This is a genomic window from Colwellia sp. Bg11-28, assembly GCF_002836245.1.
Taxonomy (GTDB): domain Bacteria; phylum Pseudomonadota; class Gammaproteobacteria; order Enterobacterales; family Alteromonadaceae; genus Colwellia; species Colwellia psychrerythraea_A.
Map to the genome: position 1 here is coordinate 1,904,350 of NZ_PJBA01000006.1, position 17,681 is coordinate 1,922,030.

Here is a 17,681-nt window from a genome sequence, read left to right on the forward strand (position 1 = left end):
TAAACGATACTAGTTATCACCTTACTAAAATTCAGAAAAAACTCTAAATCCACCCCTCTACACTGCTCATTTAGACGATCTACTTAAAGTAATTGCTAAAGTAATATCGCAATCAGCTACTCAATAAAAACATCAATCGCGGCGTAAATCTCATACTTTCCTCGTGATTAAAAAGCACAGGAAACATGTTCTGCAACAGTCTGGGAAGCAATTTGTCCGAGTAAAGCCTGCTCAGACTCAGTTCCAGGTAACTCTGCAATGTAAGGTAAAGTATCTGCTGTTTGACCACTAATTACTTGATACAACACCAAAGCGCTGAGTAAAGCCCCTAACTCCGTAGCATGATTTCCATCCGCTTGATAAAGATCCAAATCAGGCTCAATAGTTAACACTTTATTCCAACTTAATCCTACAGGGGCAATACAACTAGACTCTTCATCGGCAATATCAACATGTAAACTATGAATATAATCAGCTTCGAGAAGATTTCCTCGTTGCGGATGTTCAGGATAGAGTATTGGCGTAGCTCCTTTCTTCTTTGCACGTTGAATCCATGTTCTTGTTGCTTCTGTCGAATAAAGGACTGATTGACTCTGCGAATATTTCTGTCCTTGCAAAATTATATGAGTCCAAGGCCTTGCCTCAACTAATTCGACCAAACTTTCTTTATCAACAATGACATCTAGAAAAGCACCTACGCGCTTATCAATGTTTATCTCTTTTTCTTTGAGACCATTTTGAAAGATTAAGGTCAATAATTTTTGTATTGACTGAACGTGGCTATTGCCAATAACGAGTATTTGATACGTGTCGAGTGATCTATTATCTGGAATTGCCAAATTTTTAGACGCCGCAACAGACTCTGGTGCTTTAGCATCTGGGACTACCTGTGCTTTGGCTTCTCCTTCACTACCACTACCACTGCCGCAAGCAGAAAGTAACCATAATAATGGTAAAGTAAATAAATTTAATTTCATCATTCCCTCGATAAAAAATTCAATAAGTTATACCCAAGTCACTTGAAGATATGTGTTTCAGGTAGCTTGGGCAATACAGTTAATTGGTCGGTTTAGTACTACTTCTTAAAACGAGAAATAAGGCTTGATGTATCCCATCGGCTCCCGCCATTGTCTTGTATCTCTTGGTAATAACCATCAAGTTGCTTAGTTACTGTTAAATCAGCACCTAATTTTTCAGCTTCTGCAAATGCGATAGCCAAATCTTTTCTTACCCAATCAACGGCAAAACCAAAATCAAATTCGCGCGCACACATCGTTTTACCTCGATTATCCATTTGCCAAGAGCCTGCAGCGCCCTTCCCAATAGTATCAAGTAATTTGTCAGTATCTAATCCTGCTTTTTGGGCAAAGTTCAATCCTTCAGCTAAGCCTTGCACTGTATTGACAAAACAAATCTGATTAACCATTTTAGCTAATTGTCCTGAGCCAACGGGACCCATGATTTGACTAAAGCGAGCAAATGCAGCCATAACAGGCTCAGCTTTAGCAAAAATACTCTCATCACCACCGACCATAACTGTCAGCACACCATTTTCGGCACCCGCTTGACCACCTGATACAGGTGCGTCTAAAAAGTATTGGCCATTTTTATCCGCAACAGCAGCAAGCTCAACAGCAAGCTCTGCAGATGCCGTGGTATGATCGACAAAAATACTTCCTTTAGAAAGACCTGCGAAAATCCCTTCATCACCTAATGAGACTTGTCTGACGTCATCATCATTACCGACACAGGCAAATACAATGTCACACCCAGTAGCGGCTAGCGCAGGTGTTGTTGCAATATCACCACCAAACTCTTTTTGCCAAGCTAAGGCTTTATCCCTGTTTCGGTTATATACACAAACCTGATGACCTGCTTTAGTCAAATGTCCCGCCATTGGGTAACCCATAACGCCAAGACCAATAAATGCTACTTTCATGTTCCAACCTTTTAAGTCATTAATTTAATGCGATCAGTCTACTTCAGTTTTTTATTTTGCTCTAGCATCTTTTCAACACAACAATTTTACACTACAATGAACAAATATATTGTGCACAATCAAATTGCGAACCACTTAAATAGTCGCAGTATAATTATCCCAGATAGCTTTACATTTACTTTAAAGGAAAAATTAAGATGAGTAATATTTATCAGTTTACAGTGAAGAATAATAAAGAAGAGACGATCGAATTAAATCAATTTACCGATAAAGTATTACTCATTGTTAATACCGCGAGTAACTGTGGTTTCACTCCACAATATCAAGGTTTACAATCACTACATGATTCGTTTCAAGCAAATGGTTTTGAAGTATTAGCCTTTCCTTGTAATCAATTTAAGCAACAAGAGAGTGGTAATAACGAAGAAATACAGCAATTTTGCGATTTACACTTCAATATAAAATTCCCTTTATTTGACAAAATCGACGTCAACGGAAGTAATGCCCACCCTCTTTTTAGTTTTCTAAAGCAACAAGCTCCAGGCATTCTTGGTTCTAAATCCATTAAGTGGAATTTCACAAAGTTTTTAGTAAATCGTCAAGGTGAAGTAGTTAAACGTTATGCTCCTACAACAAAACCAGAAGCCATTACCGCTGATATTGAAAAGTTATTGAAGTAACCGATGAGTAATAATTTACTGCTAGAAAAACAGTTATGTTTTCGACTTTATAGTTTGAATAAATTAATGTGCCGACTTTACGCGCCCGTTTTAAAAGAGCTCGCATTAACTTATCCACAATATTTGGCCATGCTCGTTTTATGGCAAAACCTTGATGGAATTTCGGTTAAGGACTTAGGTAATAAACTTGATTTAGATTCAGGCACACTATCTCCCTTACTTAAAAGAATGGAAGCACAAGGGTTACTTACTCGAGTTCGACAACCGTCAGATGAGCGGGTAGTTATCATCAAACTAACTAAAAAAGGGATGGGATTACAACAAAGTGCAGAACATATTCCTGGAAAAATGTTTGCTGTAACGGGTTTAACACCAGATAAATTACTCAACTTAAATCAAGAACTTGATCAGCTTATTGCTAATATCAGCGATTGAACGCTAAACAACCCAGAGAAAGAAAAGAAAGAATGAAGCGTTTATCATTCTTTCTTTATTTATTAATTTAACAATGACGTTAACAGTACATTACCGTCAGATAGAAAGTATCAAGTAAGGTGTCCTGAGCAATCTATTAAGAAAACTAGGCTTAAGCGAATAAGGTATTATGTAATTTCTCAACCACATAATTTGCCTCATCTTCATTCACTAAAAAGCATAAGTTATTGGCACTAGCGCCATGACAAATTAAACGGATATTCACATCATTAATCGTTTCAAAAATGCTTTGACCAATACCTTTAGCACACGTTAAACCATTCCCAATCACAGCAACTAGCGATAAACCATGCTCAACGCTAACTTCACATAACTGCTCTAATTCTGCCACCACGGCATTAGTAATTAACGATTGCGTTGAACCACTTGGGTTATCAAAAGTTAAAGCGACACTAATTTCACTGGTAGTGATCAAATCAATGCTTAACTCATGTTTCGCTAATACGCCAAACACTTTTGCTAAGAATCCGCTAGCATGTAACATAGCCGGGCTTTTTACCGTCACTAACGTTTGTTCACGTCTTAATGCAATGGAGCGATAAGTGGGATTCGAATCAACTTTTTGCTTAATTTGCGTACCACCTTTTTCTGGCTCTTTACTTGAACCAACAAAAACTGGAATATTGCGGCGCATTGCAGGGATCAGTGTCGCGGGGTGTAATATTTTCGCGCCAAAGGTGGCCATTTCGGCCGCTTCGCCAAAGCTAATTTCTTTAATCGCCCGCGCTTGGTCAGTAATACGCGGGTCGGTAGTAAAGATACCTACAACATCCGTCCAAATAGATAAATTATTACCATTTAAAGCTTCAGCAAGTAATGCTGCGGAATAATCGGATCCACCTCGCCCTAGCGTAGTCGTATGACCTTGGCTATCTTGGCCAATAAATCCCTGAGTAACAATAACTTTATCAATCAGTTTTGGGGCAAGCAGTTGTGTGCTTTGTTCACTCAGTTGATTAAGATCTACTACCGCTTTGCCATATAAACTATTGGTTTTCATCACTTGTTGCACATTGAAATACTCACCTGGAATATCAACAGATTGTAAAACTTGAGCAAAAATTCGCGAGCTAAATTGCTCACCAAAGGCAAGAATGGCATCTGCTGTCTTAGTCGAGTATTGTAATAACTGCGTTAGTGCATGTTGAGTTAGTTCATCAAGTAAGCTGTTTATTTCTTGATTAAGCTGTGCTTCAACATCGCTTGATAAATGCTGAGTAATATTGACTTGAATAGCGCGGATATTTTCAACAATATCCTTTTGCTCAATGACAGATACATTTTTCTGACTTAAGCGAACTAGCAGGTTTGTCACGCCTGAACTAGCTGAAACAACCACTAGACGATTGCTGTTATCATTTTTAATAATATTGGCGCAACGAAGCATAGCTTGGTAATCGGCAACACTAGTACCGCCGAACTTGGCAACAGTTAAAGATGATGTAGATTGAACTGAATTCACAAAATTCTCCCATAAAAATACTAGTTACTTACTGAGCTCTTTGCTGAGTAAATTAACTATTGGAAGAGCATGACTGAGTAGGTAGCGAGTGGTGTATTTTGCACGTTTAAAGGGATATCTAATAAACTGCAAAAAAAACGAAACTTTTTCAGCCAGAAGCTCTCCACCTATTATTTAATGCTTAATGATACCTAATTAGTTAGGTATCATTTAACAAATACGTCAGGTGACAGCCATAAGGATTCAACCTTAGTGACCGAGTATCTAAATCCACTTTTAAATACTCTCGGCGATAACTTCCCTCAAAAACGGTATTTGGAATGTGGTTCCTCTCGTTTTCTACCTAAGTTTCGCACCTCTTCTGGTACATTATATTTTAGAGTATTGACCCTAAACCACAATGCGAAATCATTAGAACCGATTTAACCTTACATTGCAACAGGCTATTAGTCAGTTTTTATAAGTTTTTTGCCCTTATTATTCACTTTGATCGGCATCGTCCTAGGTACTCTACTACCTATTATCTATCTACCAAGCATAAGAAAACTTGCTAACTAATTACTTTACAAAAGCAAAATCGAGAGTCAAGGCTATACTTTACTCACTTAGGTCTTTGGTTTGTTTAATGATTAAACCCTGCAAAGGGGGAAATTATTCGCTAAACACTGTACAGTAACAATGTGTATACAAAGCCCGTTTTATTCAAAACTACTTACAGGAAGCCATAATGAGCAAAAACAAAGAAGATACAGATAAAGATAAGGAGCTTGTTGTTGAAAAGTCAGTTTACCGATCTGACCACGTGATTGGAGAGAATAACGTAGAAATAATGGGCATGGACTTACATAATCCTGTGTTCTTTTTCTCATCTACACTTATTGTTGTATTTGTTCTATTAACCCTACTATTCCCTGAATTAGCCAAACAATCATTCGATGCATCAAAAAGTTGGTCTATCGACCATTTTGACTGGCTATTCATTGTCAGCGGTAACCTTTTTGTCCTTTTTTGTTTAGCCTTGGTTGTTTCACCTTTTGGAAAAATCCGACTCGGTGGTACTGAAGCAAAACCAGACTTTAGCAAATTGTCTTGGTTTTCTATGCTATTTTCTGCCGGAATGGGCATAGGTTTAATGTTTTGGAGTGTTGCAGAGCCTGTTGGTTACTTCACTAATTGGTATGGCACGCCCCTAAATACGGTTGCCGGTACTCCCGAGGCAGCTAAAATGGCGATGGCGGCAACAATGTATCACTGGGGATTACACCCATGGGCCATCTATGCCGTTGTAGGTTTGTCTTTAGCTTTCTTCACTTTTAACTGCAACATGCCATTAACCATCCGCTCTTCTTTTTACCCATTGTTAGGCGAGCGAGTTTGGGGCTGGCCGGGCAATGTCATTGATATTACCGCGGTATTAGCTACTATTTTTGGTCTCGCTACTTCTTTAGGTTTTGGGGCACAACAAGCGGCTGGAGGTTTAAGCTTCCTATTCGATATACCCAATACCATAAACACTCAGATTGCCATTATATTTGGCGTTACCATGGTCGCCATATTCTCAGTGACTCGAGGCTTAGATGGTGGGGTTAAACTATTAAGTAATATCAATATGTCACTTGCGGTTGTATTAATGTTATTTGTTATTATTACGGGCTCTACTGTAGTGATTATTAATGGTGTTGGCACAACCCTGCTTGCCTATGCCGAAAATATTATTCCGTTAAGTAACTGGATTGGTCGTGAAGACGAAACGTTTTACCATGGCTGGACTGTATTTTATTGGGCTTGGTGGGTTTCTTGGTCACCGTTTGTCGGTATGTTCATCGCAAGAATTTCGCGCGGCAGAACGGTTCGTGAATTTATATTAGCAGTATTATTTGTTCCTACTTTACTTACATCAGTATGGATGGCAACCTTTGGCGGCATGGGTCTTGAACAAGTACAAAATGGTGTAGGTCAATTAGCTCAAGGCATTGGTGATAGCTCGTTAGCACTATTTCAAATGTTAGAGAACTTGCCTTTAAGCAATGTTACTTCGTTCTTGGCGATTGTCTTGGTATTGATTTTCTTTGTCACTTCATCAGATTCAGGCTCTTTAGTCATAGACAGTATTACCGCTGGTGGTAAAGTAGATGTGCCGGTACCACAAAGAATATTTTGGGCTGCTATCGAAGGGGTCATTGCTGCTGCATTATTATTCGGCGGAGGCAAAGATGCGCTGGGTGCCTTGCAAGCTGCAGCCATCACAGTAGGATTACCTTTTACCATACTACTAATTGTTATGTGTTTCGGTTTATTCTTGGGATTAAAAAGAGAGTATAAAAAACTAGGTTAGGGCAACTTAGCTTTCTCCCAACAAAGTTTAATTTAGCTAAGCAGCCTAGTGCAATACTTGATATAGTAAATAGATATCAATGCTCTAGGTAACTTAGCTGAACCATATGGATTTATTTCTTCTTAAAAAAATCATCACTGTATTGATCATGCCCATCAATATAGTGCTGTTATTACTCATTTTTGCCCTCATTGTTCATCGTAAAAAGCCTAAACAAAGTATTAAGAGCTTATCTGCAGCGATAGTCATTTTACTTATCAGCGCCTTCGCACCTTTTTCAAATACGGTTATGACCGCTATTGAGAATGATTACCCGCCTTATGTTAAAACCAACGTATCTATCGACTACATCGTGGTATTAGGTTGCGGTCATAATACCAACGCAGAGTTGCCAGTAACCAGCCAATTAGCTAATTGCTCCTTACAACGCATGGTTGAAGCTTTACGTATATATCAGTTACATCCAGAAGCCAGAATAATCACATCAGGTTATGGCGGACATAATCCAGTCTCTAATGCGGAAACGGTAAAACAATCATTGGTACTTTTAGGCGTTCCTGCGCAAAAAATTATTACTGAGAATTTTCCAAAGGATACTGAAGAAGAAGCACAACTCATTGCCCCACGGGTACAAGGTACCCAAGTGATACTGGTAACAAATGCTGACCATATGCCACGCTCTATCAATTACTTCCAGGCAGAAGGAATATACCCTATTGCTGCGCCGACTGGCTATTGGGTAAAGAACCCAGACAGTAGCAAAAACTGGGCTCATTATATGCCTAGTAGTAAGAAACTAGAACAAACCACTATTGCCTGGTACGAGAGTTTAGGGCTGATAGTGCAATGGTTTAAATCACTATTTAGCTAAATAAAATTAAGAAGGTTACTTGAATCGATAAAATAGATTCAAATAATGAACCGACGTAACCTGTCTCCGCTTAAACCTTAAGTTTTAAACGGGGTTATCGATATCAACAAATATTACTTCAAGTCCGTGCTTTTCAGCTAAATGCTCTCCTAAGGCTTTTATCCCATAACGCTCAGTGGCATGATGGCCAGCAGCAAAGAAGTGTATATCCATTTCATGGGCTATATGAGTCGTTTGTTCTGATACTTCACCCGTTAAAAAGGCATCTATGCCCTGCTCTGCAGCAAGTTCAATATAACCTTGACCACCGCCAGAACACCAAGCAATAGTTTTTATTGGCTTATTACTCGGTGCCGCAATATGTAAACATTCTCGCTCAAGCGTACTATTAATTAACTGGCTAAATGCTTCACCGCTACATGGATGCTCGAAACACCCTTGCATAGCAACGCTTAATGGATTACCTACTTCTAGCGGCTCTACATCGACAATATTAAATAACTTAGCTAACTGTGCGTTGTTACCCAGCGTCGGATGAATATCTAAGGGTAAGTGATAAGCAAATAAATTAATGTCATTTAGCAATAGTGCCTTGATTCGGTCATGCTTCATGCCACGAATAACGTAAGATTCATTTTTCCAAAAGTAACCGTGATGTACCAGTATGGCATCAGCTTGCTCTGCGATTGCTTTATCAATTAAAGCCTTAGAAGCTGTGACCCCGGTGATCACTTTACTAATGTGAGCACTACCTTGAATTTGTAAGCCATTAGGAGTGAAGTCTTTTATTTGTTGCGGTTTTAACAATTCAGCTAAATAGCTTTCTAGTTCATTACTTTGCATAGTTGGGTTACTTTTAATAAGGATAAAATAAAGGTTAGGTTGTCAGTTCACATAAACTATTTTTCTTGGGGGAATTATCTCTTCTGATGCCCTTTTTTGTGATCCACTAATTCTCGATGTGTGCTTAGACTAGGGACTTTTACAGGACGAAACCCAGATCGAATCTGCCATTTGGGTTTAATTGGTGTTAAGGGTAATACTCTTTTTTTCGCGACAATTACATAAACAGAGCCTAAGGCAGGTAAGTAGCTTTTTGCCAACTTGTGCCATCTATGTTCTAAGCTGTCGGTGCTCACCTTCCCCGTTAAACTACTATGTAAACAACGTTGGTCAGCTAAAATTTCAAAACCCATTAAATGTAACCAATCTTTGATTCTCATCGGCGAGAAGAAATGTTCATTCCAAGGTGTTTTACTTCGTCTATACGGTAATAAACGGTTTAAGCCAACAAGGCTTAGTGGATTAAATCCCGTTAAAACTAAGTAACCATTGGGAATTAACACTCTATTAGCTTCACGGACCACATGGTGAGGGTCAAGCGAGAACTCCAATGCATGGCTTAACAAACAAACATCAACACTATGCTCCTGCAAAGGTAAATCATCAATATCTCCAACCACATTAGCCAAGCCATTCTTAATGCTAATACTTACTTGATGATTAATAGTGCAGTCAGGTATCTCGATTTCACTACTTAATGCACCAAGCTTAATTAAATGATAACCAAAAAACTTTTGCCACCAAGGGGCAAGTTCTTGCTCTATTGCCTTTTTAATGACTTCTCCATTAGGCAATGCCTTCCATGAGTTAGGGTAATGTGGCTGTCGAAAAGCTAACGCAGGTTTCATAGAGTCTTCTTTTAGGCGTATAATAGTATTAAGTATATACCCGTTACCTTTCAAAGTGCATGATTTAGGTGGGAGTTAAAAATGATTTAGGCAAGGCATTTATTTTAAACAATGGTTATTCCCTTGTTCAAATGAATAACGCTGCTTAAAGCACTCTTAAACAAGCATCTTGAGTGGCAACGGGTATAAATCAAACTACAGGTAAAATCTCATATGACTAACTCTCACCAAATTGTTACTGCAATTAACGCGTTTAATGATAATTATATTTGGGCTATTTCTAGTCAAAATAATGATAAAATTGCACTGGTCGACCCAGGTGATGCAGTAGTGTGTATAAAGTACCTGCAAGAAAATAACTTGGCGTTATCTGCCATTCTGATCACCCATCATCACAGCGATCATGTCGGTGGTATTGAAAAACTCCTTGAATACTCTAAAGATAAAGCGTGGCCTGTGACTGTTTATGGACCCGCTACTGAAAAGATTGCTCAACTCGATATCACACTTAAAGAGAACGATACTGTTGACTTAACGGAGCTTGATTGTCGATTTACTGTGCTTGATTTACCGGGTCACACTAAAGGTCACATTGCTTATTATAACGACAATATGGTTTTCTGTGGTGACACCCTATTTTCAGGTGGTTGTGGTCGCTTATTCGAAGGGACTCCCCAACAAATGCATCACTCTCTGACTAAGCTAGCAAGCTTAGCAACTGATACGTTAATCTATTGTGCCCATGAATATACCCAAGCAAACTTAGCCTTTGCTTTAGCAGTAGAGCCTAATAACACTGACCTGCATAACTATGCAGAGCAAGTAAAAATGAAGCGTCAACAAAACCAAGCAACTATTCCAACTAATATAGCGCTTGAATTGCAGATAAACCCTTTTCTACGTTGCCATGAAGAATCTATTAAACTTGCTGCACAAACTTATAGTAATCAAAATCAGCCTAATGATAGTGAGGTTTTTTCAGCTATTAGGGCTTGGAAGGATAATTTTTAATCCGTCAATTTATAAGGCTTAGATGGGCATTGTTGATTCTAATTGGAACCGCCAAACAGGTATAAGTTATTATAAAGTTAGTAGAAATTATCCTGAACATACTTCCTAGGCTGATTATTCTCTTTTACCTATATCTTGCTTCTAAGCCGCTACATTATTGCTAACTAGCCAATAAATTAGTCCGATTGGTGTTAAACATGCTAATCTGCTCAATTATTTTTAATTCCTGCTGATTTTAACTGGTTATTCATGAAGTATTTATTATTACCCGTTGTAGTTCTTTTAGCCGGCTGTCAAAGCCTATCCCAAAGTGATGGTAATGCCATTACTGACAATTCAGATTCGCAAGTTGAAACTGCTCATCCAGTTGAGATTAATCAAGCGTTATTAGCAGATGAAAGCATTGACGTTATCCATCCTGTTGCTGATGTTGACTTCTCTTTAAATAATACCTTAAAAGATCAAAAATCCATTGATGAGAATAATATTTGGCCACGCATTCGTAGCCAATTAACCTTTGATATTCCAAATCAAAAACGTCTTGTCTCTCAGAGAAACTGGTATGTAAAGCACCCTAGTTACCTTAATCGAGTTGCTAAACGTGCCGAGCCTTTCCTCTACTATATTGTTCAAGAGTTAGAAAAGAATGATATGCCAATCGAGCTGGCTTTCTTACCTATTGTAGAAAGTGCTTTTGACCCCTTTGCTTATTCGCATGGTCGCGCTTCAGGCATGTGGCAGTTTGTGCCGGGTACAGGTGAACGTTTTGGTATGAAGCAGAACTGGTGGTATGACGGCAGACGTGATGTCGTTGCTTCAACCGAAGGTGCTATTAAATACCTAAAATATTTGCACAAGTTTTTCGATGGCGATTGGATGCTCGCATTAGCGGCATATAACTCTGGCGAAGGTCGTGTTAGAAATGCCGTAAGAAAGAACAAACGCCTAGGTAAACCGACCGATTTTTGGTCGCTTGATTTACCAAAAGAAACCCGTGCTTATGTACCAAAATTATTAGCCTTAGCTGATATTGTAAAGCGCCCTGAAGACTTTAATTTATCACTGTATTCAATCGATAATAAAAGTGTCTTGAGCCAAGTAGATATTAAATCACAGCTCGATTTAGCGAAGGCAGCAACGTTAGCAGGCTTATCGTTAGCTGAATTACAGCGTTTAAATCCTGGTTTTAATCGTTGGGCTACTGATCCTGACGGCCCTCACCGTTTATTGTTACCTTCGCACAGTGTAGAAAAGTTTGAACTAGGTCTGAGTAAACTGAGTAAAAAAGATCGACTCGCTTGGCAACGTTATAAAATTAAAAGCGGTGATAATCTAGGACTTATTGCTAATAAATTTAATACCCGCGTTGATTTGATACAACAAGTTAATAACATTAAAGGCAATCAGATACGTGCTGGAAAGCATTTGCTTATTCCTGTTGCGGCTAAATCATTAGATAGTTATGTTTTCTCACAAGAACAACGTATTGCTAAAAAGCAAAATAGACCACAAAAGGGACGAAAACTCGTTCACACCGTTAAATCTGGTGATAATTTATGGGACATAGGACGTAAATATAAGGTAAATAGCAAAAGTATTGCTAAATGGAATGGTTTTGCCCCAAGAGACACGTTAAAACTCGGTCAAAAGTTAGTGATTTGGCAAAAAAGCGATACTAAATCAAATAAGTCAAACTTTGCTAACAGTAAAACCGGTAATAATGTCGAAAACGCCATCATGCGAAATATTACTTATAAAGTACGCCGTGGAGACTCTTTCGCTCGCATAGCCGATAAGTTTAATGTTCGAATTAGTGATATTGAACGTTGGAATAATCTTGATAGAAAGAAATATTTACAGCCAGGTCAGCGATTAAAGCTTTCTGTCGATGTAACTAATAATATTTAAGAACAACTGCTTACTTTCATTGAACTAAGTATAGCGAGTTGAGAAATATATAAAAAGCGAGTCTCAGGCTCGCTTTTTTATTGTCTTTTTATCTGCCAAATAAGATGAACGTTAAAAACGTTGACTGGTAAAGTCGACAAAAAACGTCTGCTTTTTATCTATCAATTCCACCGTTATCCACAAACGCCACACCATTTGTTCTTCACTGCAATTAGCCAATAAACTTTCTGCTAAATAAACGTTCCCTTCATCAGTAGGTTCAAAAAATACCGGTACCTTACCCATAAACATATCTCTACCCTCCAGATAAGCAGATACTTTGGTAATACTTTGCAAAGGACTTTGCTGAGAAAATGGTGTCAGCTCAATAAAAAAGGGTAGCTCAGTTATAACCTTGTCTGATAATTGATGCTGAGAAAATTTAACCTTAAAATGAGCAAACTCGGTATTGATTTCGCACTGGCTCTGACTTTCAATACATAGTGCAACTAGGGCACTAGCGTTATTTACAGAGCTTTTTTCACTTACTGGCTTACAGGCACTAATGAGGAATAAACAACCAACAAGGGAAAGCCATTTTAACACGTTATTAAACCTCTTATTAGACACTGAAAAACCTACCTTTTGCTGCAAAGTTGTTATTATCCACTAACGCCAGTAAACTAGCTACCCTAAGTCTTAGTTAACTAATATCAATAAAACGTCTTGTTATTGAAAATTTATTCACCTTAAAGTTTACGCCATTAGTTAATTTAATTGATAAAACATACTCGTTGTAAGTAATGACCCTATCTAGTAAAACGACCAAGAAAAATACTTCTCAGCACAAGCATCCGCGATACGTTGACTGTGATAATTGCTCGATGCAAGCCATCTGTCAGCCGATCGACGCCGATAATCAGGCTATTGATTTAACCAGTAACTATCTAACTAGACGTGTTGAAGTTAGCACCGAACAAAGTTCATCACTGCCGCTAAATCAATCGGCTGGTGTTGCATTGTTTGAACAAGCTAGTCCACTTACCGCTATATTCGCAGTATGTTCAGGGACTTTTAAGTTGTGTCAGAAAAATGATGACGGCCTTGACAGAATTGTTGGTTTCAGGTTTCCTGGTGAACTGATAGGTGAAGATGCTTTATTTTTAGAAGTTTATAATTACAGTGCTGTTGCCTTAGGTGATAACTCAGTTTGTGAGGTTTATGTAGATTCGCTTTCTGCCTGTTCACAATTAGCACCAGAGTTACAGCAAAACTTAATTCAATTACTCACAAAACAAAGCTATGAGCAACAACGTAATGCTCACGCGATCACTGGTAAAAAATCGGCTGACTGTTTACTCGCTGCATTTTTACTTAATATTTGTCAGCGCAATGCTAAACATTCAGGCAATGAAACAGAAATAGAGTTAACCATTAGTCGTCAAGACATTGCCAGCTTCTTAGGTATGCGTCGTGAAACTTTGAGCCGATTATTGTCAAAATTTCAACATGAACAGCTAATTAGTCTCAATGGTAAACAATTATCCTTATTATCCCTAAATCATTTGAAGCAACTTTCAAATCAATAACGTTCATCGTGAAAAAAGCTAAATAACGCTGGTATTTAATTCTGTCAAAAAGTCTCTAAGTGAGGTGCCCTCTATCTCTGCTAAAATTTATCAACGAATAAAAAGTGAAAGTTAATAAATCTTTGCTAACTCATTGAGTTACTTTTATCTTTTATTGTTCAATTAATATCCACAAGCAATTTAAGGGCAATTCTCTTTTATTGATCTACATCAAATTTAAACGCGCATAGTTGTTGATTTATATCCTTGCCAAAGGGTAAAATTGCTGGGATTTAGACACATTTGCTTACACGGATGTGACATATATCACAGCTCATAGAGCAAACACACAGAGTTAGTATGAATTGTGTCCTATATCTAAGGCTTTTCATGTTTAGGTATTACAGCAAGAAATACTTTCTGATTAATAATAACACTGCGGAATCCTTAACATGACCACAAGTAATACGTCAGCAGTAGACTACAACTTCGATGTTGTACGTCAGTTTACTGTAATGACTGTAATCTGGGGAATCGTGGGTACACTAGTAGGTGTACTTATCGCGGCACAATTAATTTGGCCTGCGTTAAATTTTGATACACCTTGGTTAACCTACTCCCGTCTTCGTCCACTTCATACTAATGCTGTAATTTTTGCTTTTGGTACAAGTGCTTTATTTGCCACGTCTTATTACGTTGTGCAACGTACCTGTCAAACGCGTCTATTTGGCGGTAAATTAGCAGCCTTTACCTTTTGGGGTTGGCAAGCTGTTATCGTTGCAGCGGCTATCTCGTTACCTTTAGGTTATACCTCTACTAAAGAGTACGCAGAGCTAGAATGGCCAATCGACATTCTTATTGCTGTTGTTTGGGTTTCGTACGCCATCGTCTTCTTTGGTACCTTAGTTAAACGTAAAACCTCGCATATTTACGTAGCTAACTGGTTCTTTGGCGGCTTTATCGTTACCGTTGCTGTGTTGCATATCGGTAACTCAATGGTTATACCTGTTTCGGCAATGAAATCATACTCACTCTATTCTGGCGCTATTGATGCCATGATGCAGTGGTGGTATGGACATAATGCCGTTGGTTTCTTATTAACTGCTGGTTTCTTAGGTATGATGTATTACTTCGTACCAAAACAAGCTGAACGTCCTGTATATTCTTATCGTTTATCTATTGTTCATTTTTGGGCATTAATTTCTTTATATATTTGGGCTGGTCCTCATCACTTACATTACACTGCACTTCCTGATTGGGCTCAGTCAGTTGGTATGGTAATGTCTATCGTATTATTCCTTCCTTCATGGGGTGGTATGATCAACGGTATCATGACGCTTTCTGGCGCATGGCATAAACTTCGCAGTGATCCTATTTTACGCTTCTTAATTGTTTCATTATCTTTCTACGGTATGTCTACCTTTGAAGGCCCGATGATGGCAATAAAATCAGTTAATGCCTTATCTCATTATACTGACTGGACTGTTGGTCACGTACATTCTGGTGCTCTTGGTTGGGTTGCTATGGTTTCAATTGGTGCTATGTACCACTTAATCCCAATCTTGTTTAACCAAGGCCGTATGTACAGCATGCGCCTTATCAACATTCATTTCTGGTTGCACACTGCGGGTATCGTACTTTATATCGTAGCTATGTGGATTTCAGGTGTAATGCAAGGGTTAATGTGGAGAGCTGTGAATAGCGACGGTACATTAACATACAGCTTTGTTGAGAGTTTAACCGCTTCTTACCCATTCTATTTCATCCGCTTCTTAGGTGGTGTATTAGTGGTAACTGGTTTCTTATTAATGGCTTACAACATGTTTAAAACAATTGGTGCTAAAGACGGAAGTCTTAAGCCTCTTGAAGTAGCTTAAGGAGAGCCATATGAAAAATTCACATGAAAAAGTTGAAAAGAACGTTGGCTTATTCTTCCTATTTACTGTCTTTGCTATCAGCATCGGTGGTTTAGTAGAAATTACGCCATTGTTTTTCCAAAAAGAATTAGCGACGCCAGTTGATAACTTAAAACCTTACACTGCCCTGCAAATGGAAGGTCGTGATATCTACATCCGTGAAGGTTGTAGTAACTGTCACAGTCAAATGATTCGTCCATTTCGCGCTGAAACAGAGCGTTACGGTCACTACAGTGTTGCGGGCGAAAGCGTTTGGGAACATCCATTTTTATGGGGTTCTAAGCGTACTGGTCCTGATCTAGCACGTGTTGGCGGTCGTTATAGTGATGATTGGCATATTGCCCATTTAACAGATCCTCGTTCAGTTGTGCCAGAATCAAACATGCCTGCATATAGCTGGTTGAATACTGACACACTTGATGGTGAGTTAACGGGTAAGAAGCTAGCAACATTTAACTTCTTAACACGTAACCGTAGTCATAAAGACGAAAACGGCAATGCAATTCCGCTTTATACTCAAGCAGAAATTGACGGCGCTAAAGATGCTGTAAAAGGTAAAACTGAAATGAGTGCCTTGATTGCGTATTTGCAATCACTTGGCCACGCATTAAAGTAAGCTGAGCATCATGGATTACGGAACACTTAGAGGGTTTTTTGCCCTCCTTATATTGGCGTTGTTTATTATCATCGTTGTATGGTCCTATTCAAAAAAGCGTAAAGACTCATTTGATGATGTCGCAAACTCTATTTTTGAAGAAGACAAATTAGATACAGCAGATAAAACGCGCCATCCCGATAAAGAAAGCAAACAGGAGACGAATAATAATGTCTAGCTTCTGGAATATATGGGTTTGGGTTCTTACCCTTGGCTCGTTAGTAGGGTGTTTTTTACTACTACGTATGTGCTTAAAGAACTTTGCAGGCGTTGAAGAAGGCGAATCAATGGGTCATACGTTTGACGGCATTGAAGAGTTAAACAACCCTTTACCAAAATGGTGGAGCACGTTTTTCTTATTAACTATCGTTTGGGCATTTGGTTATATCGCACTTTATGGCTTAGGTAACTGGACTGGCGTTTTAGGCTGGAAAAGCTCTAACCAAGGCATTTTAAACCTTGCGGAATCAAAAGCTAAAACAATAGAGAACTTGCATAAAGACTCTGGTGTATTAGTACAATATGACCGTGAAGTTGCCGCTGCTGATGCTAAATTTGGTCCGATTTTTGAAGCTTACGCTGCGCGTAGCATTGAAGATTTGGCTACTGACGGCGACGCATTAAAAGTGGGTCAGCGTTTGTTCATCCAAAACTGTTCACAGTGTCATGGTTCTGATGCTCACGGTACTACCGGCTTCCCTAACCTAACTGATAAAGACTGGTTATATGGCGGCACACCTGCAGTGATTAAAGAGACTATTATGAATGGTCGTATTGCTTCAGGCATGATGGCTTGGGAAGGCGCATTAGGCGGCGACCAAGGTGTTAAAGAAGTTGCAGCTTATGTCATTAGCTTAAGTGGTCGTTCAGTAGATCCTGAATTAGCGAAAGCCGGTAAAGCTAAATTTGCTTTATGTGCTGCTTGTCATGGTCCTGATGGACAAGGTAGCTTAGCATTAGGTATGCCTATGGGCGCGCCAAACTTAACAGATAATGTTTGGTTATATGGCGGTTCAAAACGTGCAATTGAAGAGTCTATCCGCAATGGTCGTGCTGGTGTTATGCCGCCATGGAAAGATATTCTTGGTGAAGAAAAAGTTCATCTAATTAGTGCTTATGTTTATAGTCTTTCTCAAGATTAATAATCCATAATACTGATACTGAGCGGCTT

At 38.8% G+C, this 17,681-nt stretch carries 17 protein-coding genes and 1 riboswitch; of the genes, 11 read left to right on the top strand and 6 right to left on the bottom strand.

The window, feature by feature from the left end; all coding sequences use genetic code 11:
- Positions 1 to 167 precede the first annotated feature (167 nt).
- Positions 168 to 977: a hypothetical protein gene (locus tag CXF79_RS15490; protein WP_101156029.1), complete on the bottom strand. Its 810-nt coding sequence runs from the start codon at positions 975 to 977 to the stop codon at positions 168 to 170.
- A gap of 98 nt (positions 978 to 1,075) precedes the next feature.
- On the bottom strand, positions 1,076 to 1,939 hold the full coding sequence (locus tag CXF79_RS15495; RefSeq protein WP_011042831.1) for an NAD(P)-dependent oxidoreductase: 864 nt from the start codon (positions 1,937 to 1,939) through the stop codon (positions 1,076 to 1,078).
- A 197-nt stretch (positions 1,940 to 2,136) separates the two neighbouring features.
- On the opposite strand from CXF79_RS15495, the gene CXF79_RS15500 reads away from it, so the two are divergent.
- The gene (locus tag CXF79_RS15500; protein WP_101156031.1) at positions 2,137 to 2,619 is read left to right on the top strand and encodes a glutathione peroxidase; all 483 of its coding nucleotides are present in this window, start codon (positions 2,137 to 2,139) and stop codon (positions 2,617 to 2,619) included.
- 3 nt (positions 2,620 to 2,622) lie between these two features.
- A complete protein-coding gene (locus tag CXF79_RS15505; protein ID WP_101156033.1) occupies positions 2,623 to 3,054 on the top strand; it encodes a MarR family winged helix-turn-helix transcriptional regulator in 432 nt (143 codons plus the stop codon).
- Positions 3,055 to 3,205: 151 nt separating this feature from the next.
- On the opposite strand, the gene lysC is transcribed toward CXF79_RS15505, so the two are convergent.
- On the bottom strand, positions 3,206 to 4,576 hold the full coding sequence (gene lysC / locus CXF79_RS15510; protein WP_101156035.1) for a lysine-sensitive aspartokinase 3: 1,371 nt from the start codon (positions 4,574 to 4,576) through the stop codon (positions 3,206 to 3,208).
- Positions 4,577 to 4,724: 148 nt separating this feature from the next.
- Positions 4,725 to 4,945: riboswitch (Lysine riboswitch) on the bottom strand.
- A gap of 358 nt (positions 4,946 to 5,303) precedes the next feature.
- On the opposite strand from lysC, the gene CXF79_RS15515 reads away from it, so the two are divergent.
- Positions 5,304 to 6,911 (top strand): BCCT family transporter, encoded by a 1,608-nt coding sequence (locus tag CXF79_RS15515; RefSeq protein WP_101156037.1) that lies wholly within the window; start codon positions 5,304 to 5,306, stop codon positions 6,909 to 6,911.
- Between the two features lie 106 nt (positions 6,912 to 7,017).
- Positions 7,018 to 7,782 (top strand): ElyC/SanA/YdcF family protein, encoded by a 765-nt coding sequence (locus CXF79_RS15520; protein WP_101156039.1) that lies wholly within the window; start codon positions 7,018 to 7,020, stop codon positions 7,780 to 7,782.
- Positions 7,783 to 7,866: 84 nt separating this feature from the next.
- On the opposite strand, the gene CXF79_RS15525 is transcribed toward CXF79_RS15520, so the two are convergent.
- The gene (locus CXF79_RS15525; protein WP_011042825.1) at positions 7,867 to 8,625 is read right to left on the bottom strand and encodes a Nif3-like dinuclear metal center hexameric protein; all 759 of its coding nucleotides are present in this window, start codon (positions 8,623 to 8,625) and stop codon (positions 7,867 to 7,869) included.
- Between the two features lie 74 nt (positions 8,626 to 8,699).
- Complete coding sequence (locus tag CXF79_RS15530; protein ID WP_011042824.1) at positions 8,700 to 9,473, bottom strand: class I SAM-dependent methyltransferase; 774 nt, start codon at positions 9,471 to 9,473, stop codon at positions 8,700 to 8,702.
- 213 nt (positions 9,474 to 9,686) lie between these two features.
- Here CXF79_RS15530 and gloB point away from each other — a divergent pair, with 213 nt between their 5' ends.
- Both gloB and CXF79_RS15540 read left to right on the top strand, forming a co-directional pair.
- Positions 9,687 to 10,484 carry a hydroxyacylglutathione hydrolase gene (gloB, locus tag CXF79_RS15535; RefSeq protein ID WP_101156041.1) on the top strand — a complete coding sequence of 266 codons (798 nt, stop codon included), beginning with the start codon at positions 9,687 to 9,689 and terminating at the stop codon, positions 10,482 to 10,484.
- Positions 10,485 to 10,733: 249 nt separating this feature from the next.
- Positions 10,734 to 12,392 (top strand): lytic transglycosylase, encoded by a 1,659-nt coding sequence (locus CXF79_RS15540; protein WP_101156043.1) that lies wholly within the window; start codon positions 10,734 to 10,736, stop codon positions 12,390 to 12,392.
- 111 nt (positions 12,393 to 12,503) lie between these two features.
- On the opposite strand, the gene CXF79_RS15545 is transcribed toward CXF79_RS15540, so the two are convergent.
- On the bottom strand, positions 12,504 to 12,977 hold the full coding sequence (locus CXF79_RS15545) for a hypothetical protein (RefSeq protein ID WP_101156045.1): 474 nt from the start codon (positions 12,975 to 12,977) through the stop codon (positions 12,504 to 12,506).
- 197 nt (positions 12,978 to 13,174) lie between these two features.
- Here CXF79_RS15545 and CXF79_RS15550 point away from each other — a divergent pair, with 197 nt between their 5' ends.
- From CXF79_RS15550 to ccoP, 5 genes are all read left to right on the top strand, one after another.
- Positions 13,175 to 13,960 (top strand): Crp/Fnr family transcriptional regulator, encoded by a 786-nt coding sequence (locus CXF79_RS15550; protein WP_101156047.1) that lies wholly within the window; start codon positions 13,175 to 13,177, stop codon positions 13,958 to 13,960.
- 431 nt (positions 13,961 to 14,391) lie between these two features.
- Positions 14,392 to 15,816, top strand: coding sequence for a cytochrome-c oxidase, cbb3-type subunit I (ccoN, locus tag CXF79_RS15555; protein ID WP_011042819.1), 1,425 nt, complete (start codon positions 14,392 to 14,394; stop codon positions 15,814 to 15,816).
- A gap of 10 nt (positions 15,817 to 15,826) precedes the next feature.
- Positions 15,827 to 16,471, top strand: coding sequence for a cytochrome-c oxidase, cbb3-type subunit II (gene ccoO, locus CXF79_RS15560; protein ID WP_011042818.1), 645 nt, complete (start codon positions 15,827 to 15,829; stop codon positions 16,469 to 16,471).
- Between the two features lie 10 nt (positions 16,472 to 16,481).
- Complete coding sequence (locus tag CXF79_RS15565) at positions 16,482 to 16,688, top strand: cbb3-type cytochrome oxidase subunit 3 (protein ID WP_011042817.1); 207 nt, start codon at positions 16,482 to 16,484, stop codon at positions 16,686 to 16,688.
- Positions 16,681 to 17,652, top strand: coding sequence for a cytochrome-c oxidase, cbb3-type subunit III (ccoP, locus tag CXF79_RS15570; protein WP_011042816.1), 972 nt, complete (start codon positions 16,681 to 16,683; stop codon positions 17,650 to 17,652). The genes CXF79_RS15565 and ccoP overlap by 8 nt, the downstream gene beginning before the upstream one ends.
- Positions 17,653 to 17,681 lie beyond the last annotated feature (29 nt).